Source organism: Kitasatospora sp. NPDC097605 (assembly GCF_040302725.1).
Classification (GTDB): domain Bacteria; phylum Actinomycetota; class Actinomycetes; order Streptomycetales; family Streptomycetaceae; genus Kitasatospora.
The window spans coordinates 32,510-54,527 of record NZ_JBEOSF010000002.1; the positions used below are offsets into that span (position 1 = coordinate 32,510).

A 22,018-nucleotide genomic window follows, 5' to 3' on the forward strand; every position below is an offset into this window, starting at 1 on the left:
GGTCAGAGCTTCGGGGGTCGTGCCTCGTAGGGGGTGGACAGGACGACGGTGGTGCGGGTGGAGACGCCGGCGGCGCTGCGGATGCGGGCCAGCAGGTCCTCCAGGTCGCCGGGGGCGCCGACGCGGACCTTGAGGATGTAGTTCTCGTCGCCGGCGACGCTGTGACAGGCCTCGATCTCGGGCAGGTCGGCCAGGCGCTCGGGCGTGTCGTCCGGGGCGCTGGGGTCGAAGGGTTTGACCGAGATGAAGGCGGTGAGCGCCAGGTCGACGGCGTCGGGGTCGACGATCGCGGTGTAGCCGCGGATCACCCCGCGCTGCTCCAGCCGGCGCACGCGCTGGTGCACCGCCGAGGTGGACAGGCCGGTGGCCTTGCCCAGGTCCGTGTAGCTCATCCGGCCGTCCTGGAGGAGCAGCTGGACGATGCGTTGGTCGAGATCCTCCACAAGGCGCAAACCTACCCCCTCGGGGGCGCGCGGATCGCGGCGCGGGGGGCGCACGGGCGCGGGCCCCGGGGGGCGCACGGCCTCCGGCCTCGGGGCGCGCGCGGCATCGGGAGGGAGGCTCGGAACGTCACCCGGCGCGCCCCGGGGTGTCGCGCGGGCACATGCCGGACGAATGTGGCGAAGGACACACCCGGTGCATCACAGTGCGCCGGACCGCAGGGTTATGAGTCCGTTTCGGCGGGAAGTGCTGGTTGTGGCCCCGGGCGACCACGCCGGGCCCGATCCGAGGGGGATCACCATGCGCGTTACCGACCAGCGCCCGACGGGCGCGGACGACGCCCACGATACGACCGACCGCGAGGACCTCGCGGTCCCCTACGACACCGCGCCGGGGCTGGATCCGGGTGAGGGCGACACCTGGGAGATCGTCCGGGTGGACTGCCCGTCGTGCCGGCGTCCGATCGCCCTGGTGGGCGACGAGGAGCGGCTGCCGCAGCACGCCGTCCTGCCGCGCCCCTGGCACCCCTTCTCGCCGGCGCTCTGCCCCGGTTCGGGCGCGCCGACGGACGACCTGGCCGAGGTGGAGAGCGCGGAGGAGGCCGGGTCGGCCGCCCTGGACGCGCTGCTGACGCTGCCGGGCGAGCTCGACTGGCGCACCCAGCCGTTCTCGCACGCGCTGGTGCACCGCCCGGTCCGCACGGCCCCCGCGCCGGCCATCCCGGAGCAGCGCGGCCGCTTCTCGCGTCGCTGAACCCCCGCACGCCGCACGGCCTCTGACGGTTCGACAAGAACGGCCTCCGGGCGTCGCTCCGCACCCTGGAGCGACGCCCGGAGGCCGTTGCGGACCGCCCGCCCGGCCCCGTGGGAGCCGGGGGGCGGTCGGCCCGGGGGGGTCAGGACTTGGTGAGGTGGCGGCCGATCACCAGGCGCTGGATCTGGTTGGTGCCCTCGACGATCTGCAGCACCTTGGCCTCGCGCATGAAGCGCTCGGCCGGGAAGTCCTGGGTGTAGCCGTAGCCGCCGAGCACCTGGACGGCGTCGGTGGCGACCCGCATCGCGGCGTCGGTGCAGAACAGCTTGGCCATCGCCGCCTCCTTGGAGAACGCCAGGCCGGCGTCGCGGCGGCGGGCGGCGGAGAGGTAGAGCGAGCGGCCGGCCTCGATCTGGGTGGCCATGTCGGCGAGCATGAACGACAGGCCCTGGAAGTCGGCGATCGGGCGGCCGAACTGGCGGCGGGTGCGCGCGTAGTCGACGGCGACGTCGAGCGCGGCCTGGGCGACTCCGATCGCGCACGCGGCGATGCCGAGCCGCCCGGAGTCCAGCGCGGCGAGGGCGATCTGGAAGCCCTGGCCCTCGGTGCCGACCAGCCGGTCACGGGAGACCCGGGCGCCGTCGAAGTGCAGCTGGGCGGTCGGCGAGGACTTCATGCCCATCTTCTGCTCCGGCGGGGCGGCCGACAGGCCGGGCTGGCCGCCGGGCACCAGCAGGCAGCTGATGCCGCGCGCGCCCTCCTCGCCGGTGCGCACCAGCGCGCTGTAGAAGTCGGCCTGGCCGCCGTGGGTGATCCAGGCCTTGGTGCCGCTCACCACGTACTCGTCGCCGTCCAGGTCGGCGCGGGTGCGCAGGGCGGCGGCGTCGGAGCCGGACTGCGGCTCGGAGAGGCAGTAGGCACCGAGCTGCTCGCCGGAGAGCATGCCGGGCAGCCAGCGCTCGCGCTGGTCTTCGGTGCCGAAGGTGGCCAGGGCGTGGCAGGAGAGGGTGTGCACGCTGACGCCGAGGCCGACGGCCAGCCAGCCGGACGCCAGCTCCTCCAGGACCTGGAGGTAGACCTCGTAGGGCTGCTCGCCGCCGCCGTACCGCTCCTCGTAGGGGAGCGAGAGCAGCCCGGCCTCGCCGAGGGTGCGGAAGACCTCGCGCGGGAACCGGCCGGCGGCCTCGTCCTCCGCGGCGCGCGGCTGGAGCTCGCGCTGGACGAGGTCGCGGGTGAGGCCGAGGAGCTCGCGGGCCTCCTCGCTGGGCAGCTGGCGGTCGACGGCCTTCGCGGGGGAGGTGGTCATGGTGGCTGGTCGCCTCCTCGGTCGTGCGCCGGGCCCCGGGGAGTGGACGGGCCCGCGCGGTGTGTCAGCTCGGCCCGGCCGGCACCGGATCGCGGTGAACGGCCGTTCACATGCTCGGCGATGCGAGTATGCCCGATCATGGCGTCGCCGTCACGACCTGCACCGGATCACTGTCCGTATCGGCGCACGGCCCCCCGTAGGGTTGACGTTGTGGCTTCTTCCGAGACTCCCCTCCCCCAGGTAGTGGGGCCCCGCACCGTCGACGCGCTCGACGCGCCCACCACGCTCGACGGGCTCGCCGCGCTCGCCGCCGAGCTGCGGGCGCTGCCGCCGTCCTGCGGTGCGGTGCGGCTGGTCGCGGTGGACGGGCACGCGGGCTCGGGCAAGACGACCTTCGCCGGCCGGCTGGCGGCCGCGCTGGGCGGCGCCCCGGTGGTGCACCTGGACGACCTGGCGACGCACGCGGAGCCGTTCGGGTGGACCGGCCGGCTGCGCGCCCAGGTGCTGGAGCCGCTGGCGGCGGGGCGGGACGCGGAGCTCCGGGTGTACGACTGGACGCTGCGCCGGTTCGCCGGGACGGCCGCGGTGCCGCTCGCGCCGGTGGTCCTGGTCGAGGGGGTGGGCGCCGGGCGGCGCGCGGTGCGGCCGTGGCTGAGCCGGCTGGTGTGGATGGAGCTGGACGCGGTGGCCGCCCGGCGGCGCGGCGAGCGGCGCGACGGTCCCGGGCTGGCGGAGTTCTGGGCCGGCTGGGCCGTCGCCGAATCGGCGCATTTCGCCGCCGACCCGAGCCGCCCGCACGCCGGGACGCTGGTCGACGGGGTGACCGGGCGGATCGTGCCGAGCACCGTCGGTGAAACTTCAACAACCACCTTGACCTGCGGTGTCGCCACGAAATAGGTTCTCACTCGTTGCCGGAGCCGTTGATTCCGCAACCTCGGACCCGGCATCCCCGGCTTGTTCCCCCGTGAGCCGGGGATGCCGTCCGACTCCCCCTCCCCCGCTCCGGCCACGCGTCAACGGCCGTCCGCCCGATCGCTTTTGACATGGTGCGGCACCCTTCCGGATCAGCTCCGCGCCGGTACGATTCCTGGCAGGCGCATATGCGCCCCGGGGGCAGACGACCACCCGGCGGGGTCCGCACACCACCGCACCGGTCGGGCCCCGAGCCACACCGCGGGGGGCGTTGAGTGACGACGGACAGTTCCCAGAGCGACAACGCGGGCGGCCCGGCACCGAACCGGCTCGCCGACCGCGCCTGGCTGCGTGCCATGGACGCCTACACGGCCGGGGCGTACAGCCGCGCCGAGGAGGAGTTCCGCGCCGCCGTGCGGCTCGACCCCGGCATGGCCGACGCCTGGCTCGGCCTGCACGCGCTGCGCAGCGACACCTCCGGCGCGCTGCTCGCGATGCACCGCCACCGCAAGCGGTTCGGTGAGCAGCGCCGCCGGCACGCCCGGCCGCTCAGCTCCTGGTACTGGCTCGGCTGGTGGGTGCAGCCGGTGCTGGAGACCCCCCGCGACCTCGCCCTCGCGCATGCCTCGCACTGGCTGGACGGTCGTCATCTCACCGAACTGGACCAGGCGTTGGAGCAGTGCCCGGACCCGGCCGAGGACCCGTCGGCGCGTTTCCTGCACGCCTGCCGCTCCTATCTGCTCAAGGACTGGGAGCAGCTGATCCGGGACACCGACCGGCTGCTCGACGACCCGCTGCTCGGCATCGAGGCCGGGCTCTTCGCCGGCATGGCGCGGGTCCGGCTGGACATGTGCGCCCAGGCCCAGGCCCCGCTGGCCGCCTCGCTCGCGCGCTGCCGCTCCGAGCAGCCGCAGCGCAAGGAGTTGCGGTACTGGCTGGGCCGCGCCTACGAGGGCGCCGGGCGCAGCGCGGCCGCGTTACCGCTCTACCGGGCGGTGCACCGGGCCGATCCGGCGTTCATGGACACCGCGGCGCGGCTGGCGGCGATCTCGGCCGAGGACGGCGTGGCCGACACCCTGCTGGACGCCGTCGCGGGCGGCGGCCGGGACGCGGGGCGGGCGGGCCTGCCGGGGGAGGACGCGCTGGACGCGGCGCTGCTGGAGCCGTCGGACGTCGAGGCGCTCGGCGCCGACCCGGCCGGGGCGGATCCGGCGTACGGCTCCCCCGGCGTCCCGGACCCGTTCGGCGGACCGCTCCTCGACGGCCAACTGCTGGACGGGCCGCTCCTCGACGGCCAACTGCTGGACGGGCCCTTCCTGGACGGGCAACCGCTGGACGGGCCGCCGGCGGAAGGAACGGGCGAGCCGGATCCGGAGGGGGCCGCGCCGGACGGCGAGGGCCACCCCGTCGTCCCGACCGCCGCCGGCCCGGGCGGCGCGGGAACCGACAACCGGTCCGGCGGAGGCGCCGGCGCGCCGCCCCCGCTGGCCGCCGGCGGGGGACGCTCCGGCTCCACCGCCCCGCAGCCCGCCGCCGTCTCCCCCACGGCGCCCGCGCCGGCGCGCGGCGAGGCCGCCCTCCCGCGGGTCGCCAACGCCTATCCGGCGCTCGAACGCGAGGGCGACCAGGCGGAGTTGGAAGCCGCGCTGGCCGAACTCTCCCGGATGGTCGGTCTGGAGCCGGTCAAGCGGCAGGTGCGGGCGCTCTCCGCGCAGCTGCGGATGGCCGGGCTGCGCGCCGAACAGGGCCTGCCGGTCCAGCCGCCCAAGCGCCACTTCGTCTTCTCCGGCCCCTCCGGCACCGGCAAGACCACCGTCGCGCGGATCCTCGGCCGGGTCTTCCACGCCCTCGGCCTGCTCTCCGGCGACCATCTCGTGGAGGCCCAACGGGCCGACCTGGTCGGCGAGTTCCTCGGCCAGACGGCCGTCAAGGCGAACGAGCTGATCGACTCCGCGCTGGACGGCGTGCTCTTCATCGACGAGGCCTACAGCCTGTCCAACTCCGGCTACAGCAAGGGCGACGCGTACGGCGACGAGGCGCTCCAGGTGCTGCTCAAACGCGCCGAGGACAACCGGGACCGGCTGGTGGTGATCCTGGCCGGCTACCCCGAGGGCATGAACCGGCTGCTGGCCACCAACCCCGGCCTCAACTCCCGCTTCACCACCCGGGTCGACTTCCCCAGCTACCGCCCCGGCGAGCTGACCGCGATCGGTGCCGCGCTCGCCGGGCAGGACGGCGACGGCTGGGACGAGGACGCCGCCGAGGAACTGGCCTCGATCTGCACCCACGTGGTCCGCGAGGGCTGGATCGACGAACTCGGCAACGGCCGGTTCATCCGCACCCTGTACGAGAAGTCCTGCGCCTACCGGGACCTGCGGCTCACCCTGCTGCGCGAGCCGCCCGGCCGCGAGGACCTCGCCACGCTGCGGCTGCCGGACCTGGTGCAGGCCTACGGCGAGCTGATCGACGGCCGGGGCCAGGGCGGGTAGCCCCCCCGGCCCCGGCCCCCGCCGCGCGTCAGCCGGCCAGCGCCTTCGCCTCCTTCTCCGGGGCCAGGCCGACCGTCGGGCGGTCCGGGCGCTGCGGTGCGGCGCCGCCCAGGGAGCGCAGCCACGCCCAGGTGTCGGCGACCGTCTCGGCCGCCGGCCGGCAGCGCAGCCCGGCGGCCAGCGCCCTGCCCACGTCCGCGCCGTGCACGGTGTCGTACAGCTCGCCCGGCGGGACCCAGAACGGCAGTTCCAGCCACGGCTCGATGCCGGCCGCGGCGATCGCCTCCGGGGCGGTCCAGCGCAGCTCGGGGTCGGCGCCGGTGGCCGCCGCGCAGGCCTCCAGCAGCTCGCCCATGGTGCTGTGCCCGCGCGGGCCGACCAGGTCGTACGGGCCGCCGAGGCCGGCGTCGAGGGCGTCCAGGGTCCAGTCGGCGAGGTCGCGGACGTCGATGAACTGGAGGCCGAGGTCGCGCGGGCCGGGGGCGAGCACCGGGCCGCCGCGGGCGATCCGGTTCAGCCACCAGGGCAGCCGGCCGATGTTCTCGTACGGTCCGACGATCAGCCCGGCGCGGACCAGCAGCGCCCGGTCGCCGAAGGCGTCCAGCACCGCCAGCTCGCCGCCGCGCTTGGACTCGGCGTACGGCACCTCGCCGTCGTCCGGCGAGCCGTCCACCAGCGGGGCGCTCTCGTCGGCCCCGGCCGGCGTCGGGTAGGCGTACACCGAGCGGCTGGACACGTACGCGTAGCGGCCGACCCGGCCGGCCAGCAGGCGGGCACTGTCGCGCACCGCCGACGGGGCGGCCGACCAGGTGTCCACCACCGCGTCCCACTCCCCCTCGGCCAGGGCGGCGAGCCCGTCCCCGGCCGTGCGGTCCCCGTGCAGGACCCGCGTCCCAGGCGGCGCGGCGTGCGTCCCCCGGTGGAAGACCGTCACCTCCCATCCCCGCTCCAGTGCCGCCTCGGCGACGGCCCGCCCCACGAACTCCGTACCACCCAGCAGGAGAAGTCTCATGCCGACCACCCTGCACACGGGTGGCCGGCATGGGAACGGCGGCACGCTCAGAGCGGAATCGCCGAGAGCGAAGCGGCTTCGGGAACGCGCGGGACTCAGGCGGCCGAGCGGTGGTCCGGGTCGTACACCTCGCCGACCAGCTCCTCCAGCACGTCCTCCAGCATCACCACGCCGAGCGTGCGCCCGTCCTGGTCGAGGACGGCCGCGAGGTGGCAGGCGGCCCGGCGCATCGCGCCCAGCGCGTCGTCCAGCGGCAGGGTGCCGCGCAGCACGGTGATCGGCCGCCACAGGCGGGCCGGGACGGGCGCCGTCGGGTCCTCGACGTCCAGGATGTCCTTGAGGTGCAGGTACCCGAGGTAGCCGTGGCCGGCCGGGTCGCCGTCGGTGACCGGGAAGCGCGAGAAGCCGGTGCGCAGCGCCAGCTCCTCGACCTGGGCGGCGGTCACCTTGGTGTCCACGGTGACCAGCTGCTCGGGCGTGAGCAGGACGTCGGTGAGCGGGCGGCGGCCCAGCTCCAGGGCGTCCTCCAGGCGCTCCTGGCGGTCCTTCTCCAGCAGGCCGGCGTCACCGGAGTCGGCGAGCAGGTACATCAGCTGCTCGGTGGTGAACACCGACTCCACCTCGTCCTTGCTCTCCACCTTGAACAGCTTGAGGACGCCGTTGGCGAAGGAGTTGAGGAAGGAGATCACCGGGGCCAGCCAGCGGGCCAGGCGGTCCAGCGGCGGGCCGAGCCAGAGCGCGGCCTTCTCGGGGCCGGCCAGCGCCATGTTCTTCGGCACCATCTCGCCCATCACCATGTGCAGGTAGACCACGACGGCCAGCGAGATGCCGTACGCCAGCGGGTGCTGCAGGCCGGCGGGGATGCCGATCGCGTGGAACGGGCCCTCCAGCAGGTGGGCGATGGTCGGCTCGGCGAGCGCGCCCAGGCCCAGCGAGCAGACGGTGATGCCGAGCTGGGCGGCGGCGAGCATCGCGGAGACGTTGGACAGCGCGTGCAGCACGGTGCGGGCGCGCTTGTTGCCGGCCTCGGCGAGCGGTTCGATCTGGCTGCGCCGGACCGAGACGACGGCGAACTCGGCGCCGACGAAGAAGGCGTTGCCGAGCAGCAGCAGAAGGGCGACGGCCAGTTGGAGCGCGGTCATCGGGTCCCGTCCTCGTCGTCGCCCAGGAAGTGGTGGTGTCCGGCGGTCCGCTCCACGCGGACCCGGCTGGTCCGGTGGCGGTCCACGGCCTCGACGGTGAACCGCCAGCCGGGCAGCTCGGCCTGCTCACCGGGGTCGGGGAGCTTGCCGAGCAGGTCGGCGACCAGGCCGGCCAGCGTCTCGTAGGGGCCCTCCGGGGCGTGCAGGCCGATGGCCTCCAGCTGGTCGAGCCGGGCGCGGCCGTCGGCCGCCCAGACGGGCTGCCCCTCGACCGGCGGCAGCGGCAGCAGTTCGGGGGTGTCGGCGGGGTCGTGCTCGTCCTGCACCGCGCCGACGATCTCCTCGACGATGTCCTCGACGGTGACCACGCCGGCGGTGCCGCCGTACTCGTCGACCACGATGGCCATCGGCTGGAGGCGGCGCAGCTGGTCGAGCAGCCGTTCGGCGGGGAGCGTCTCGGGCACCAGCAGCGGCGGGACGGCGAGGTCGCCGACCCGGACGGCGGCGCGCCGCGCGGCCGGGACGGCCAGCGCGTCCTTGAGCGTGACGGTGCCGGTGACCTCGTCCAGGCTGTCGGCGTAGACCGGGAAGCGGGAGAGTCCGGTGGCCCGGGTGAGGTTGAGGACGTCGGCGGCACTGGCGTCGCGCTGGAGGGCGGACACGTCGACGCGCGGGGTCATCACGGACTCGGCGGTGAGGTCGCCGAGGCCGAGGGTCCGCACGAACAGGGTGGCCGACTCCTCGTCTATCGCACCCGCCTTGGCGGAGTGCCGGGCGAGCGAGACCAGCTCGGCGGGGGTGCGGGCGTGGCCCAGCTCCTCCTGCGGCTCGATGCCGAAGGCGCGCACGGTGCGGTCCGCGGAGCCGTTCAGCACGCTGATCAGCGGGCGGCAGACCCGGGAGAACGCCATGTGCGGCGCGGCGACCGCGCGGGCCACCTGGAGCGGACGGGAGATCGCCCAGTTCTTCGGGACCAGCTCGCCGATCACCATCTGGACGACGGTGGCCAGCAGCATGCCGATGACCACCGCGGCGCCGCGGGCGGCTCCGGCGGGCAGGCCGATGCCGGTGAACACCGGCTTCAGCAGGGTGGACAGCGCCGGCTCGGCGAGCATGCCGACCACCAGCGAGGTGACGGTGATGCCGAGCTGGGCGCCGGAGAGCTCGAAGGAGAGGTGCCGCAGCGCCCGGGAGACCCGGCCGGACTTGGCGTCCCCGGCCTCGGCGGCGCGCTCGACGGCGCCGCGCTCCACGGTCACGAAGGCGAACTCGGCGGCCACGAAGAGGCCGTTGGCGAGGATGAGCAGGAGGGCCGCGAGAAGCAGCAGCCAGGCCGTGATCACAGTGCCGCCTGCCTTCCGGTGGCCGGAAGATGGGCGGCGCAGGTACTACCGGACGGATCGTCCATGGACGGGGAGTGTCACTCCTCAGGTCGATTTCGGGCAGGGCAATGCCTTTGCCCCGCTTTTACCAGCGTAGACCATACCCGTGCGACCGTCGGATCCGCGTTCGGCCCGCCCGGTGCGCCGCACCGGGTTCGGCCGCCGCCCCGGACCCGCGCCGGTTTTCAGCCGCTGTGGTGGGCGACCAGGTCGCGCAGGGCCCGGGCGTCGGCGATGGCCTGGGCCTTGCCCACCCCGGACTGGATGCCGACGGCGGCCAGCGAGGTGCCGTCGGCGAGGTCGAGGGTGGCCCAGGGGTCGCCCTGGCGGAAGTTCACGCCGACGATCTCCGCCCAGGCGAGCCGGCGGCTGCGCACGAAGTTGACCACGGTGACGCCCTCGGCGTCGGCGCTGACCCGCGGCCGGGCCAGCATCAGGCCGACGCCGGCGAACAGCACGCCGCTGGCGGCCATCATGATCCGGTCGTTGAGCTGCCAGTTCGCCGGGAGGGCGATCGCCAGCACGGCGAACAGCACCACCAGCAGCGCGCAGACCGGCAGCAGCACGGCGCGGGTGCGGCGCGGGGCCCAGGTGACGGGGAACTCGGCGGGGATGGACACGAGGGGGCTCCGTGGGGGTGGTTCGAACGGCCGGCCGGCCGGGCAGCGGAATGGGGTGGGGCGCCGGACGGCGGCCCCACCCCATTCAACCGGGTGCTTATGCCCGCGGATCGCTCAGAGGCGGCAGGCGTGGATGTTGGTCACCAGGATGGCCCGGGCGCCGATGCCCCACAGGTCGTCCATGATCTGCTGGGCCTCCTTGCGGAGCACCATCGAGCGGACCGCCACCCAGCCCGCGGTGTGCAGCGGGGAGACGGTCGGCGACTCCAGGCCGGGGGTCAGCGCCACGGCGGCGGCGACGTTCTCGGCGCGGATGTCGTAGTCCATCAGCACGTAGCGACGGGCCACCAGCACGCCCTGCAGGCGGCGCAGGAACTGCTCGACGCCCGGATCCTCGCCGGCGCCCTTGGGGCGGATGACCACGGCGTCGGAGATCAGGATCGGCTCGCCGAACACCTCCAGGCCGGCGTTGCGCAGGCTGGTGCCGGTCTCCACCACGTCGGCGATCACATCGGCGACGCCCAGCTGCACCGCGGTCTCCACCGCGCCGTCCAGCTTGGTGACGGTGGCCTTCACCCCGTGGTCGGCGAGGTGCTGCTCGACCAGACCGGTGTAGGAGGTGGCGATCCGCAGCCCCTCCAGGCCCTTGACGTCCTCGACGTCCACGCCGACCGGGCGGGCGAAGCGGAAGGTCGAGCCGGCGAAGCCGAGCGCGAGCACCTCCTCGGCGTTGGAGTGCGAGTCCAGCAGCAGGTCGCGGCCGGTGATGCCGACGTCGAGGCGGCCGGAGCCGACGTACACGGCGATGTCGCGCGGGCGCAGGAAGAAGAACTCGACCTGGTTGCCCGGGTCGACCAGGACCAGCTCCTTGGCGTCCTTGCGCTGCCGGTAGCCGGCCTCATGGAGCATCTCCGCCGCAGGACCCGAGAGCGAACCCTTGTTGGGGACGGCGATGCGCAGCATGGAGGTCAGTTCCTTACCTGTTCGGTGTGGGTGTGGGGGGGTTCCGGGCCTGGGCCTAGAGGTACTTGTAGACGTCGTCGAGGGTCAGTCCGCGGGCGACCATCATCACCTGAAGGTGGTAGAGGAGCTGGGAGATCTCCTCGGCGGTCTGCTCGTCGGACTGGAACTCGGCGGCCATCCAGACCTCGGCGGCCTCCTCGACGACCTTCTTGCCGATCGCATGGACGCCCTGCTGGACGAGCTGCGCGGTGCGGGAGGACGAGGGGTCGCCGGTGGCGGCCTTCTGCTGGAGCTCGGTGAAGAGCTCCTCGAATGTCTTCGAAGCCATGATGGGACTCACCTTACGGCGTGCGGACGGACGGGCGGTAAACGGTTCCGGACCGTGGACAGTCCGGTGGACGTCCACGGTCCGGGGACCGGCCCGGCCGGCCCGGTCAGAGCGCGCGCAGCGCGAGGGCGGTGGCGACGGCCGCGGTGACCGCCTCGTGGCCCTTGTCCTCGGCGGAGCCGGGCAGGCCCGCGCGGTCGAGCGCCTGCTGCTCGTTGTCGCAGGTCAGCACGCCGAAACCGACCGGGACGCCGGTGTCGACGGCGACCTGGGTGAGGCCGGCGGTGGCGGCCTGGCAGACGTAGTCGAAGTGCGGGGTGCCGCCGCGGATCACGACGCCGAGGGCGATCACCGCGTCGTAGCCGCGCTCGGCGAGGCGCTTGGCGGCGACCGGCAGCTCGAAGGTGCCGGGGACGCGCAGGACGGTCGGCTCGGTGGCGCCCAGCTGCTTGAGGGCGCGGTGGGCGCCGTCGAGCAGGCCGTTCATCACCTGCTCGTGCCACTGGGCGGCGATCACGGCGACCTTGAGGCCGGCGGCGTTGTCGATGGTCAGCTCGGGGGCTCCGTGGCCGCTCATGTGCGGTGCCTTTCGGTGGTTCGGGTGGAGGGGGTGCGGGTCGTGCTCAGTCGCCGAGGCCGGGCAGGTCGTGGCCCATCCGGTCGCGCTTGGTGCGCAGGTAGCGCGCGTTGTGCTCGCCGGCCGGGATCTCGACCGCCTCGCGGCCCTTGACCTTGAGGCCGTGCTCGGTGAGCGCGGTGAGCTTCTCCGGGTTGTTGGTCAGCAGGGTCAGCGAGCGCACGCCGAGGTCGCAGAGCATCTGGGCGCCGATGCTGTAGTCGCGGGCGTCGGCGGGCAGGCCGAGGTCGAGGTTGGCGTCGACGGTGTCGCGGCCCCGCTCCTGGAGCTCGTAGGCGCGCAGCTTGTGCGCCAGGCCGATGCCCCGGCCCTCGTGGCCGCGCAGGTAGAGCACCACGCCCCGGCCGGCCTCGGCGACCCGGCGCAGCGAGGCCTGCAACTGGGGGCCGCAGTCGCAGCGCAGCGAGCCGAGCACGTCGCCGGTCAGGCACTCGGAGTGCACCCGGACCAGGACGTCCTCGCCGTCCGGCAGCCGGCCCTCGGCGTCCAGTCCGCCGGCGACCAGGGCGATGTGCTCGATGCCGTCGAGGGTGCCCCGGTAGCCGACCGCGGTGAACTCGCCGTAGGCGGTGGGCAGTGCGGTGACGGCGGCCCGGTCGACGTGCAGCTCGGTGCGGCGGCGGTAGGCGATGAGGTCCTCGATGGAGATGATCGCCAGGTTGTGGGCGCGGGCGAAGGCGACCAGCTCGGGCAGCCGGGCCATGGAGCCGTCGTCGTTGACCACCTCGGCGATCGCGCCGGCCGGCGCGAGTCCGGCGAGCCGGGCCAGGTCGACGGCGGCCTCGGTGTGGCCGGGGCGGACCAGGACGCCGCCCTCGACGGCGCGCAGCGGGAAGACGTGCCCGGGGCGGGCGAGGTCGCCGGGCTCGGTGCCGGGCGAGGAGAGCAGGCGCACGGTGCGGGCCCGGTCGGCGGCCGAGATGCCGGTGTCGACGCCCTCGCGGGCGTCCACCGAGACGGTGTAGGCGGTGCCCTTGCGGTCCTCGTTGACCTGGGTCATCGGGGGGAGCTTGAGCCGGTCCAGTTCGGCGCCGGTCATCGGGGCGCAGATCACGCCGGAGCTGTAGCGGATGGTGAAGGCCATCAGTTCGGGGGTGGCGGCGCTCGCGGCGAAGACGATGTCGCCCTCGTTCTCGCGGTCCTCGTCGTCGACGACGATCACCGCGCGGCCGAGCGCGATGTCGGCGACGGCCCGCTCGACCGGGTCGAGGACGAGCTCGTCGGGCTGCTGGTTCTCGGTCATGCCGTTGCTCCCTGCGGGACGGTGGTGGACGTGGGGCGCGGCGCACGGGTGTTCAGCCACCACGAGCGCAGCCCGAGCAGGACCAGGACGAAGTAGACGGAGTAGGTGAGGCCGGAGAAGGTGTAGCCGCTGTTGAAGGCGAGCGGCACGCCGACCACGTCGACGGCGATCCAGGCGAACCAGAACTCCACCCAGCCGCGGGCCTGGGCGACCATGGCCGCCAGGGTGCCGACGAAGATGTAGGCGTCCGCCCAGGGGCTCCACGAGCCGAGCGCGGGGATGGTCAGGAAGGCCCAGGCGAGCAGGGCGGTGCCGGCCGCCGTGCCGGCGGCGAGCGCGGCCCGCTCGGGCCAGGTGGCGAACCGGACGGCGATCCCGCCGCCGCCCTGGCGGCCGCGCCGCCACTGGTTCCAGCCCCAGGCGGCGGTAGCGACGACGATCAGCTGCTTGCCGACCATGCCCGGCACGTTGCCGGCCAGGTAGGCGGTGATCAGGACCAGGCCGGAGAGCAGTTGGACCGGCCAACTCCAGACCGAGCGGCGCCAGCCGAGGGCGAGGGCGGCCATGCCGAACAGGTTGCCGATCATGTCCGACCACTTCACGTCCTGGCCGAACACGGTGAAGGCGTCCGAGTTGAGCCAGTTCACCGCTCCTCCCCGGTGGCCGTCGCGTCGGTCGCGGCCGTCAGGTCGGTCGCGCCGGTCAGGTCCGTCGCGCCGGTCAGGTCCGTCGAGGGCAGCGTGCGGGACTCCAGCAGCCGCTCCACGTACTTGGCGAGCACGTCGACCTCCAGGTTGACGCTCTCGCCGACCGCCTTGGCGCCGAGCGTGGTCAGCGCGAGGGTGGCCGGGATGAGGCTGACGGTGAAGCTGTCGCGGGCGGCCTCGACCACGGTGAGGCTGACGCCGTCGACGGTGATCGAGCCCTTCTCCACCAGGTAGCGGGTGACGGACTGCGGCAGCGAGAAGCGCAGCACCTCCCAGCGGAGCTTGCCGGCGCTGTCGCGCTCCCCCGGCTCGCGACTCAACAGCCGTCCGGTGGCGTCGACATGACCCTGCACCAGGTGTCCGCCGAGCCGGGCGCCGAGCGCCATGGCGCGCTCCAGGTTGACCGGCGAGCCGGGCTTCAACTCACCCAGGCTGGAACGGTGGAGGGTCTCGGCCATCACGTCGGCGCTGAACTCGCCGGTGCCGGAGGCCAGTTCCTCGGGCCTGTCGACGACGGTCAGGCAGACGCCGTTGACCGCGATGGAATCGCCGTGGCGCGCGCCCTGACAGACCACCGGGCCGCGCAGGCGGATCCGCGAGGAGTCGCCGATCTCCTCGATCGACACGACCTCGCCGAGCTCTTCGATGATGCCGGTGAACACCCGGGTTCTCCTCGCGCTTGGGGCGCGGACTCCGGGGTGTGGCACGGGAGATGACGCGGACGGGTCGCACCGGTGCACGGGTCGCCGGACGGCCGCGGGACCCGTCGCCGGGCCGCTGTCGCACCGGACGCCGGAGGAGGGGAGCCCTCGACCGTCGCCGTCCACCACTTCCCGCGGTCCACCGGGGGACCACGGGTCCTGCGAAACTCGTCCGCCGCGCACGCCTCCCATCCGGACTTTAACCGTCGGTCCAGGAATTTCACCTGGTCAACCGGCCGCTGGCTGCGGACGGGTCGCGGACTGTAACCGCCGGTTCGGATTTTCACCGACCCCGGAGTGCGCTGAACGTCACTGCTACTACTGCGGTCATTGTGCCACGGCCGGAGCGGGTGCAGGGAGAGGGCCCGGCTGTGGGCTGTTTCACGGCGACGGCGGGAATGCGGGCCGGTGCGCGGGGGCGCAAGCTGGTGGGAGGGCGGGTTTCGGGCCGGGCGCGGGATCCGGCTCCAGGAGGTGCGAGCGCGATGGCCAAGTTCATGGACGTCCACCACGGGATGTCCGGCATCACCGAGGATCAGCTGCGCATGGCGCACCAGGCCGACCTGGACATCCAGGCCGACGAGGGTGTGCGCTTCGAGCAGGCCTGGGCCGACCCGGAGGCCGGCGTCGTCTACTGCCTCTCCGAGGCGCCCTCGAAGGAGGCCGTGCAGCGGATCCACGAGCGCAGCGGGCATCCGGCGGACGAGGTGCACCCGGTTCCGCTGACCGTCTGAGCCGGACCGCCCGCCCTGTGCGGCCCCGGAGGGCTCCGTTACGTTTGCCGGTATGACCAGCACACCGGAGATCGCCGTTCCGTCAACTTCCGGGCCACAGGGCCCGCCGGGCCTCTTCGCTGCCCTCAGCGCGGGCGCCGTCCGCGACACCGCGGGGCTGCGGGACGTCTACGAGCAGCCCAGCGACGTGGTGCGCCGCAAGCAGGTGGACCGCGTCCACGAGGTCGCCCGGCGGCTCATCGCCTGCTCCTCGCTGGTCTTCCTGGCCAGCTCGGACGCGGCCGGGCGGTGCGACGTGTCGCCGCGCGGCGGGCCGCCCGGACTGGTCTCGGTGCTGGACGAGTTCACCCTGGCGATACCGGACGCGACCGGGAACAAGCGGCTGGACACCCTGCGCAACGTCGTCGAGACCGGCCGGATCGGGCTGATCTTCGTCGTCCCCGGCCGGGACAGCACGCTGCGGGTCAACGGGCGGGCCTGCGTCTCCACCGACCCGCGGCTGCTGGAGCAGCTGACGGCGGTCGGCAAGCCGCCGCGCAGCGCGATCGTGGTGGCGGTCGAGGAGGTGTTCGCGCACTGCCCGAAGGCGTTCCTGCGCTCCTCGGCGTGGAAGCCGGAGAACTGGCTCGCCGCGGACGAGCAGCCGAGTTCCGCCGAGATCACCCTCTCGCACCTGGCGGACCCCGCGCTGACCATCGAGGCGATCGAGCGGAACGAGCGGGAGTCGCTGCTCTACCGCTACGAGTAGTGCGTGCCGTTACGGCGGCGGGGGCCACGGAGTGCGGGCCCCCGCCGTCGTCGGCCGCCCTCAGGCCGCGGCCCTGGGCTTCAGGTCCACCACGCTCGCGCCGTCCGCCGCCCGCTGGACGGCCTCGACGCCCTTGTGGGCGGCGTCCTTGCTCGGGTAGCCCTGGCCGGTCGCGACGATCTCGCCGTTGCCCGCCTTGAGCCGGAACCGGTACTTGCCTCCGGCGTCCTCGTAGATCTCGAACTTGCCCGCCATCCGGGCCACCTCCTCGTCGACGGGACGCGCCGCGCGCCCCCACCAGCACGGTGCGCCCCGGCGGGCCGGGCCCGCACCCGCTCGGGGTCCGCCCGGGTGACCTCCCGGCGGCCGGGCGCCGAGCGGATGCCGGGGCCGTGGCGGGCCGGTTGAATGGGCGGATGGACTGCGTCTTCTGTGCGGTGGTGGCGGGCACGGAGCCCGCGCACCGGGTGCTGGACGACGAGGCGGCGGTGGCCTTCCTGGACCGCCGGCCGCTCTTCCCGGGCCATGTGCTGGTGGTGCCGCGCGCCCACCACCGCACCCTGGCGGACCTGCCGGCGGCGCAGGTGGGCCCGTTCTTCCTGCGGGTGCAGCGGGTGGCGGCTGCCGTGGAGCACGGGCTGGGCGCGGCGGGCAGCTTCGTCGCGGCGAACAACCGGATCAGCCAGTCGGTGCCGCACCTGCACGTCCACGTGGTGCCGCGCAATCCCAAGGACGGGCTGCGCGGCTTCTTCTGGCCGCGCCGGAGGTACCCCGACGAGGCGGACGCGGCGCTGGTCGCCGAGCGGCTGCGGGCCGCGCTCGCCCCGCCGGAGCGGTGAGGCCCGTCAGCCCACGCGGACGCCGTCCAGCACCCAGTACCAGTTGTTGCCGCCGGTGTAGCGGAACCGCAGCCGCAGCCGGCTCGCGCCCGCCGGGACGGCCAGGTCGAGGCGCTGGCGGCCGTTGGTGTCGGTGCTGAAGCTCTTCACCTCGACCGGTGTGCCGCCGTCCCAGACGGCGAGCACCCTGGCGCTCTGCGCGCCCTCCGGCCGGTAGAAGGTGGTGAAGGCGACCGGCACGGTGGTGCGCCCGGCCACCGGGTACTCGGGGCTGACCAGGGTGGAGTCGTAGTTCCCCGAGAAGGACTTGTCGGCCCACTCGTCGGAGTCGGCGACGGCGAAGACGTTCCGGGAGCGGACGTTCAGCTCGCGGTTCTGGTCGCGCTGGGTCTTCGTCCAGAACTCGTCGGTGGTGAACGACCAGCCGCGCCACTCGGCGACGCCGCCGGTGCCCATCGCGGAGTTGTCGACCGACCAGCCGGCCGGCGGGGTGTGGGTGAAGCCGAGGACGCCGGCCGCGATGCCGGTCTCGTCGACCCGGCCGGTGAGCTGCGGGCGCAGCGCGTCGAACTCGTCGGGGACCAGGGCCGGGATCGGGGTGCCGTCGAGGTTCCAGGCGGGGTCGGCGGTGATGCCGAGGTGGGCCAGGGCGGTGGGCGCGATGTCCACCATCCGCACGTCGTGGCGGACCGAACCGGCCGGGAAGGCCGAGCCGTTGGCGATCACGAAGGTCTGCCGCTCCTCCCAGGTGGAGCCGCCGTGGCCACCGGTCGGGGTGTGGCCGTGGTCGGCGGTGACCATGATCAGCCAGTCTTCCTGGGCGTACGTGGCGCGGCCCCGGACGGCGGCGACGATCTGGCCGACCTGGGCGTCCACGCCGCGGATCGCGGTCAGGTAGGCCTGGCCGGCGGAGCCGCTGCTGTGGCCGGCGTTGTCGACGTTGTCGAGGTGGACGAAGACGACGTCGGGGTTGTCGTCGCGCAGCTTGGCGACGGCGCGGGCGGTGGTGCCGGTGTCGTACTCGGCGGACGGGGTGGCGACCCGGGTGTCGACCCTTCCGGAGCAGATGGTGGCGGCGATCGGCGCCCAGGAGGCGACCACGTAGGTGGAGAGCGCCGGGTCGGCGGTCTCCACGCGGGTCAGGAAGTCCGGGTAGGCGGCGAGGTTGGGCGCGGTGAAGTCGTTGTCCTTGACGTTGTGCTTGTCCGGCCAGACGCCGGTGGCGATGGTGGACCAGCCGGGGCCGGAGAGGGTGCCGGCCATCGGGTTGGCGTAGAGGCTGCTCGCGGCGGTGAGGCCGCCGGTCATCAGGGCGGTGAGGTTCGGGGCGCCGGCGTCCTTGATGCGGGTGAGCATGGTGCCGTCGAGGCCGATCAGCAGGACCTTGGGGGTCCGGCCGGCGGCTGCGGTGGTGGCCGCGCGGGCGGCGGCGGCGGCGGTGAGCGGGCCGGCCGCGAGGGCGGCGGCGGTGCCGAGGAGCAGGCCGCGGCGGGAGAGGCCGGGGGCGGCGGGGTTCTGCGGGATCACGTCGTCCTCCTGATGCTGCGTCATGGTGCCGAAGGGGGCGGTGACTACGGTCGGAGCGACGGATGGACGGGGGTGGCCCGGTTTCCGACCCGGGTGTGAACAACGCCCGAATTCGGTCCAGACCCGTTATGCTTTCGTGATCACGGCGCGCCCGGGGCGGGCGCGTAGGTCCGTTCCGTGCCGCTCCGCGCCGGGTCAGTCCGTTTCGGGTCGATCCGCTTCGGGTCAGTCCGCTTCGAGGCGGGTGGTGAAGCTGAACCGGTCGCCGCGATAGAGCGAGCGCACCCGCTCCACCGGACGGTCCTCGGGGTCCCGGGTCAGCCGGTGCAGCAGCAGCATCGGCAGCGCCGGCGGGGTGCCGATCAGCAGGGCCTCGCGCGGGGTGGCCAGCACGGTCTCGATCCGCTCGTCGGCGGCGCCGAAGCCGATGCCCGCCTTCTCGGCGAGGTAGGCGTACAGCGAGGAACCCGGGTCGAACTCCACGTCCAGCGCCGGGACCCGGCCGACGGCCAGATAGGTGCTCTCCAGGCCCACCCGCTCACCGTCCGCGAGCAGCACCCGCTCCAGGTGCCAGACCGGCTCGCCCGGCGCGATCCGCAGCTGACCGGCCAACTGGGGGTCGGCGCCGAGCCGTTCCAGCCCGATCAGGGTGCGCCCGGGGACCCGGCCCTGGCGCCGCACGCCCTCGGTGTAGCTGGCGAGCGAGAGCGGCTGCTCCAGCTTGGGGCCGGCCACCACCGTGCTGCGCCCGCGGCGCCGGATCCGGCCCTGGATCAACAGGTCGCGCAGGGCCTGGCGGAGCGTCTCGCGGGCCACCTCGAAGCGGGCCGCGAGCTCGCGCTCGGTCGGGAGCACGCCGCCCTCGCCGAGTTCGTCGAGCAGTGCCTCCAACTCACCCTTGACGGCGTAGTACTTGGGCACCCTGCCGTGCTCGGGGATGCCCGAGCGGATCGGCGCGCCCGGGCCGGACCGGGCGGCGGGGTCGGGGGTCTCGTCCACCCGGCCATCCTTCCAGATGGAGGGACCCGGCCATGACAGGGCTTGCGGCGTGACGCGGCCGCCCGGCCCGGCCCTGGCGCGCGGGCCCGGACACGGGTGTTCTGCACTGCGCTTCTTTTGCCCGAAACCCCTTGACAGGTATAGACCACTCCGCTTGAGTCTGGGTCAGCCCCGCACCCGGCCCGCACCCCGGTCGGCCCGTCCCCCACGACGTGCCCCCACCCCGCGGGGCCCGGCTCCCCTGCCCCGACGTCCCTACCTCCACGACCGTGCGGCCCCACACCGCACAAGGGGTGATCAAGTGTCCACGAAACGCCTGCTCGCACTGCTCTCCGCCGTCGCCACGGCGCTGGCGGTGATCCTGCTGCTGCCCGCGGCCAACGCCAGCGCCGCCGTCTGCGCCACGCCCTGGAACTCCTCGGCCGTCTACACCGGCGGCGCCGCCGTCTCCCACAACGGCCACAACTGGCTCGCCAAGTGGTGGACCCAGAACGAGCCGCCGAGCACCGGCGGCTCCGGCGTCTGGTCCGACCAGGGCAGCTGCGGCGGGACCGGCCCGACGCCGACCCCGACCGTCACGCCGACCGTCACGCCCACCGCGACCAGCACGCCGAACCCGGGCGGATTCCCGGTCAGCCAGGCGCAGTTCGACCAGATGTTCCCGAACCGGAACCCGTTCTACACCTACCAGGGCCTGATCGACGCGCTCAGCGCCTACCCGGCCTTCGCGGCCACCGGCACCGACACCGTCCGCAAGCAGGAGGCCGCGGCCTTCCTCGCCAACGTCAACCACGAGACCGGCGCACTGGTCTACGTCGTCGAGCAGAACACCGCCAACTACCCCCACTACTGCGACAGTTCGAAGTCGTACGGCTGCCCGGCCGGCCAGGCCGCGTACTACGGGCGCGGGCCGATCCAGCTGAGCTGGAACTACAACTACAAGGCCGCCGGCGACGCCCTCGGCATCGACCTGCTGCGCAACCCCAACCTGGTGCAGACCGACCCGGCCGTCGCCTGGAAGACCGCGCTCTGGTACTGGAACACCCAGAACGGCCCCGGCACCATGACCCCGCACAACGCGATCGTCAACGGCTACGGCTTCGGCGAGACCATCCGCAGCATCAACGGCTCGCTGGAGTGCAACGGCGGCAACCCCGCGCAGGTGCAGAGCCGGATCAACGCCTACCAGCGCTTCACCCAGCTGCTCGGCACCGTGCCGGGCAACAACCTGAGCTGCTGACCCCCGCCCTGGCGCGCGCAAGAAACGCGAGCGCACGCGAGAACCGCTAGCGGGTGCGCGAAAGTCGCTAGCGGGTGGAAGAACCGCTAGCGGGTGACAAACACCTCCCCGCTCGTCCCCCGTACCTCCGGGGGACGAGCGGGGTCGCGGTGAAATCGTCGCCGCGGGGGACGCCGCCGCCCTCCCGCGCTCCTAGGCTCGCGTCATGAACGATCTTGGCAACCTCGTCCAGCAGACCGCCGACCGCCTCGCCGGCCGACAGGTCGGCGTGGTGGTCGCCGGTCTCGTCCGCGACACGGTGGAGATCCGCGGCGCCGGCCGCACCGGTCCCGGCCCCGCCGGTGGGCGGCCCGGTCCGGACACGCTGTTCGAGATCGGCTCGGTGACCAAGGTGTTCACCTCGCTCGCGCTCGCCCGGCTGTCCCTGGCGGGCACCGTCGGCCTGGACGAGCCGCTCGCGGACGTCCTCGCCGGCGCGCTCCCGGCCGGCGTCGCCGTCCCCGCCAGGGGCGGGGAGCCGATCGTGCTCCGGCACCTGTCGATCCACACCTCCGGCCTGCCACGGCTGCCCGCCGGGATGCTGCTGCCCTCCCTGCTCACCCCCAACAAGCCCGACCCCTACGCGCACTGCACCCCCGAGTGGCTGCTCGCGAGCCTCGGCCGGACCAAGGTGCGAGCCGTCCCCGGGCGGAGCTTCCGCTACTCCAACCTCGGCGCCGGCCTACTCGGCCTCGCCCTCGCCCACCGGGCGGGCACGGACTACGCGGGGCTGGTCCGGCGGGAGGTGTGCGAGCCGCTCGGGCTCGCCGACACGGTGCTCGCGCCCGACGCGGAGCAGGCGGCGCGGCTCGCCCCGGGCCACACCGGCGGCGGCCGCCCGGTCCCCGGCTGGAACCTCGCCGGCCTCGCCGGCGCGGGCGGGCTCAAGTCCACCGCCGCCGACCTGGCCCTCTTCCTGCGGGCCCAGCTGGCGGCGGGCACCGACGACGGCTCGCCGCTGGGGCCCGCCGTCGCGCTGACCCGCGAGGTGCGCCACCGGGTCAACCCGTTCGCCTGGATGCACCTCGGCTGGCTGGGCCGCCGCCTGCACCCCCGCCAGGGCGGCCACCTGCAGCTCTGGCACAACGGCGGCACCGGCGGCTCCCGCTCCTTCGCGGCCTTCGACCCGGAGAAGCAGGTCGGGGTGATCGTGCTGGCCAACACCCGCCGCTCCGTCGACACCCCCGGCGTCGAGCTCCTGCGCACCCTGCAGACCACCCACGGCTAGCCACCGACGGCCGGCCACCCGCGGCCGG

Annotated in this window: 23 protein-coding genes and 1 riboswitch; of the genes, 8 read left to right on the forward strand and 15 right to left on the reverse strand. The window is 74.1% G+C overall.

The features are described from left to right. Nucleotides 1-2: 2 nt before the first annotated feature. Nucleotides 3-443: an Lrp/AsnC family transcriptional regulator gene (locus ABTX81_RS02260; protein WP_350541033.1), complete on the reverse strand. Its 441-nt coding sequence runs from the start codon at nt 441-443 to the stop codon at nt 3-5. A gap of 298 nt (nt 444-741) precedes the next feature. Here ABTX81_RS02260 and ABTX81_RS02265 point away from each other — a divergent pair, with 298 nt between their 5' ends. Further along, nucleotides 742-1,194, forward strand: a complete 453-nt coding sequence (locus ABTX81_RS02265; RefSeq protein WP_350541034.1) for a hypothetical protein — start codon at nt 742-744, stop codon at nt 1,192-1,194. Between the two features lie 142 nt (nt 1,195-1,336). Here the strand turns inward: ABTX81_RS02265 and ABTX81_RS02270 are convergent, their stop codons facing one another. Next, nucleotides 1,337-2,500 (reverse strand): acyl-CoA dehydrogenase family protein, encoded by a 1,164-nt coding sequence (locus tag ABTX81_RS02270; protein ID WP_350541035.1) that lies wholly within the window; start codon nt 2,498-2,500, stop codon nt 1,337-1,339. Between the two features lie 210 nt (nt 2,501-2,710). Between ABTX81_RS02270 and ABTX81_RS02275 the strand changes: the two genes are divergently transcribed. Beyond that, a complete protein-coding gene (locus ABTX81_RS02275; RefSeq protein WP_502892692.1) occupies nt 2,711-3,397 on the forward strand; it encodes a uridine kinase family protein in 687 nt (228 codons plus the stop codon). 371 nt (nt 3,398-3,768) lie between these two features. Continuing rightward, nucleotides 3,769-5,901: an AAA family ATPase gene (locus ABTX81_RS02280; protein ID WP_350541316.1), complete on the forward strand. Its 2,133-nt coding sequence runs from the start codon at nt 3,769-3,771 to the stop codon at nt 5,899-5,901. 28 nt (nt 5,902-5,929) lie between these two features. Here ABTX81_RS02280 and ABTX81_RS02285 read toward each other — a convergent pair whose 3' ends face one another. From ABTX81_RS02285 to ABTX81_RS02330, 10 genes are all read right to left on the reverse strand, one after another. Beyond that, nucleotides 5,930-6,913: an NAD-dependent epimerase/dehydratase family protein gene (locus ABTX81_RS02285; protein WP_350541036.1), complete on the reverse strand. Its 984-nt coding sequence runs from the start codon at nt 6,911-6,913 to the stop codon at nt 5,930-5,932. 95 nt (nt 6,914-7,008) lie between these two features. After that, a complete protein-coding gene (locus ABTX81_RS02290) occupies nt 7,009-8,055 on the reverse strand; it encodes a hemolysin family protein (protein ID WP_350541037.1) in 1,047 nt (348 codons plus the stop codon). Beyond that, nucleotides 8,052-9,398 (reverse strand): hemolysin family protein, encoded by a 1,347-nt coding sequence (locus ABTX81_RS02295; protein WP_350541038.1) that lies wholly within the window; start codon nt 9,396-9,398, stop codon nt 8,052-8,054. Before ABTX81_RS02295 ends, ABTX81_RS02290 begins: the two co-directional genes overlap by 4 nt. A 224-nt stretch (nt 9,399-9,622) precedes the next feature. Beyond that, the gene (locus ABTX81_RS02300) at nt 9,623-10,057 is read right to left on the reverse strand and encodes a PH domain-containing protein (protein WP_350541039.1); all 435 of its coding nucleotides are present in this window, start codon (nt 10,055-10,057) and stop codon (nt 9,623-9,625) included. Between the two features lie 114 nt (nt 10,058-10,171). Then, a complete protein-coding gene (hisG, locus tag ABTX81_RS02305) occupies nt 10,172-11,020 on the reverse strand; it encodes an ATP phosphoribosyltransferase (RefSeq protein WP_350541040.1) in 849 nt (282 codons plus the stop codon). A 55-nt stretch (nt 11,021-11,075) separates the two neighbouring features. Next, the gene (locus tag ABTX81_RS02310) at nt 11,076-11,348 is read right to left on the reverse strand and encodes a phosphoribosyl-ATP diphosphatase (protein ID WP_030306151.1); all 273 of its coding nucleotides are present in this window, start codon (nt 11,346-11,348) and stop codon (nt 11,076-11,078) included. 106 nt (nt 11,349-11,454) lie between these two features. After that, nucleotides 11,455-11,925 (reverse strand): 6,7-dimethyl-8-ribityllumazine synthase, encoded by a 471-nt coding sequence (gene ribH / locus ABTX81_RS02315; protein ID WP_350541041.1) that lies wholly within the window; start codon nt 11,923-11,925, stop codon nt 11,455-11,457. Nucleotides 11,926-11,971: 46 nt separating this feature from the next. After that, nucleotides 11,972-13,228: a bifunctional 3,4-dihydroxy-2-butanone-4-phosphate synthase/GTP cyclohydrolase II gene (locus ABTX81_RS02320; protein WP_350541042.1), complete on the reverse strand. Its 1,257-nt coding sequence runs from the start codon at nt 13,226-13,228 to the stop codon at nt 11,972-11,974. Further along, nucleotides 13,225-13,875 carry a nicotinamide mononucleotide transporter family protein gene (locus ABTX81_RS02325; RefSeq protein WP_502892693.1) on the reverse strand — a complete coding sequence of 217 codons (651 nt, stop codon included), beginning with the start codon at nt 13,873-13,875 and terminating at the stop codon, nt 13,225-13,227. Before ABTX81_RS02325 ends, ABTX81_RS02320 begins: the two co-directional genes overlap by 4 nt. Beyond that, nucleotides 13,872-14,597, reverse strand: coding sequence for a riboflavin synthase (locus tag ABTX81_RS02330; RefSeq protein ID WP_350541043.1), 726 nt, complete (start codon nt 14,595-14,597; stop codon nt 13,872-13,874). Before ABTX81_RS02330 ends, ABTX81_RS02325 begins: the two co-directional genes overlap by 4 nt. Before the next feature lie 215 nt (nt 14,598-14,812). Beyond that, nucleotides 14,813-14,940: riboswitch (FMN riboswitch) on the reverse strand. A gap of 181 nt (nt 14,941-15,121) precedes the next feature. Between ABTX81_RS02330 and ABTX81_RS02335 the strand changes: the two genes are divergently transcribed. Both ABTX81_RS02335 and ABTX81_RS02340 read left to right on the forward strand, forming a co-directional pair. Further along, on the forward strand, nt 15,122-15,370 hold the full coding sequence (locus tag ABTX81_RS02335; RefSeq protein ID WP_350541044.1) for an SCO4226 family nickel-binding protein: 249 nt from the start codon (nt 15,122-15,124) through the stop codon (nt 15,368-15,370). Between the two features lie 52 nt (nt 15,371-15,422). Beyond that, nucleotides 15,423-16,118 carry an MSMEG_1061 family FMN-dependent PPOX-type flavoprotein gene (locus ABTX81_RS02340; protein WP_350541045.1) on the forward strand — a complete coding sequence of 232 codons (696 nt, stop codon included), beginning with the start codon at nt 15,423-15,425 and terminating at the stop codon, nt 16,116-16,118. 60 nt (nt 16,119-16,178) lie between these two features. Here ABTX81_RS02340 and ABTX81_RS02345 read toward each other — a convergent pair whose 3' ends face one another. Then, nucleotides 16,179-16,373 (reverse strand): YegP family protein, encoded by a 195-nt coding sequence (locus ABTX81_RS02345; RefSeq protein WP_350541046.1) that lies wholly within the window; start codon nt 16,371-16,373, stop codon nt 16,179-16,181. A gap of 161 nt (nt 16,374-16,534) precedes the next feature. Here ABTX81_RS02345 and ABTX81_RS02350 point away from each other — a divergent pair, with 161 nt between their 5' ends. Beyond that, a complete protein-coding gene (locus ABTX81_RS02350) occupies nt 16,535-16,957 on the forward strand; it encodes an HIT family protein (RefSeq protein WP_350541047.1) in 423 nt (140 codons plus the stop codon). Between the two features lie 6 nt (nt 16,958-16,963). Here the strand turns inward: ABTX81_RS02350 and ABTX81_RS02355 are convergent, their stop codons facing one another. Beyond that, a complete protein-coding gene (locus tag ABTX81_RS02355) occupies nt 16,964-18,508 on the reverse strand; it encodes an alkaline phosphatase family protein (protein ID WP_350541048.1) in 1,545 nt (514 codons plus the stop codon). Between the two features lie 201 nt (nt 18,509-18,709). Further along, nucleotides 18,710-19,483, reverse strand: coding sequence for a GntR family transcriptional regulator (locus ABTX81_RS02360; RefSeq protein ID WP_350541049.1), 774 nt, complete (start codon nt 19,481-19,483; stop codon nt 18,710-18,712). 301 nt (nt 19,484-19,784) lie between these two features. Between ABTX81_RS02360 and ABTX81_RS02365 the strand changes: the two genes are divergently transcribed. Continuing rightward, a complete protein-coding gene (locus ABTX81_RS02365; protein ID WP_350541050.1) occupies nt 19,785-20,723 on the forward strand; it encodes a glycoside hydrolase family 19 protein in 939 nt (312 codons plus the stop codon). Nucleotides 20,724-20,928: 205 nt separating this feature from the next. Next, nucleotides 20,929-21,990 (forward strand): serine hydrolase domain-containing protein, encoded by a 1,062-nt coding sequence (locus tag ABTX81_RS02370; RefSeq protein WP_350541051.1) that lies wholly within the window; start codon nt 20,929-20,931, stop codon nt 21,988-21,990. Nucleotides 21,991-22,018 lie beyond the last annotated feature (28 nt).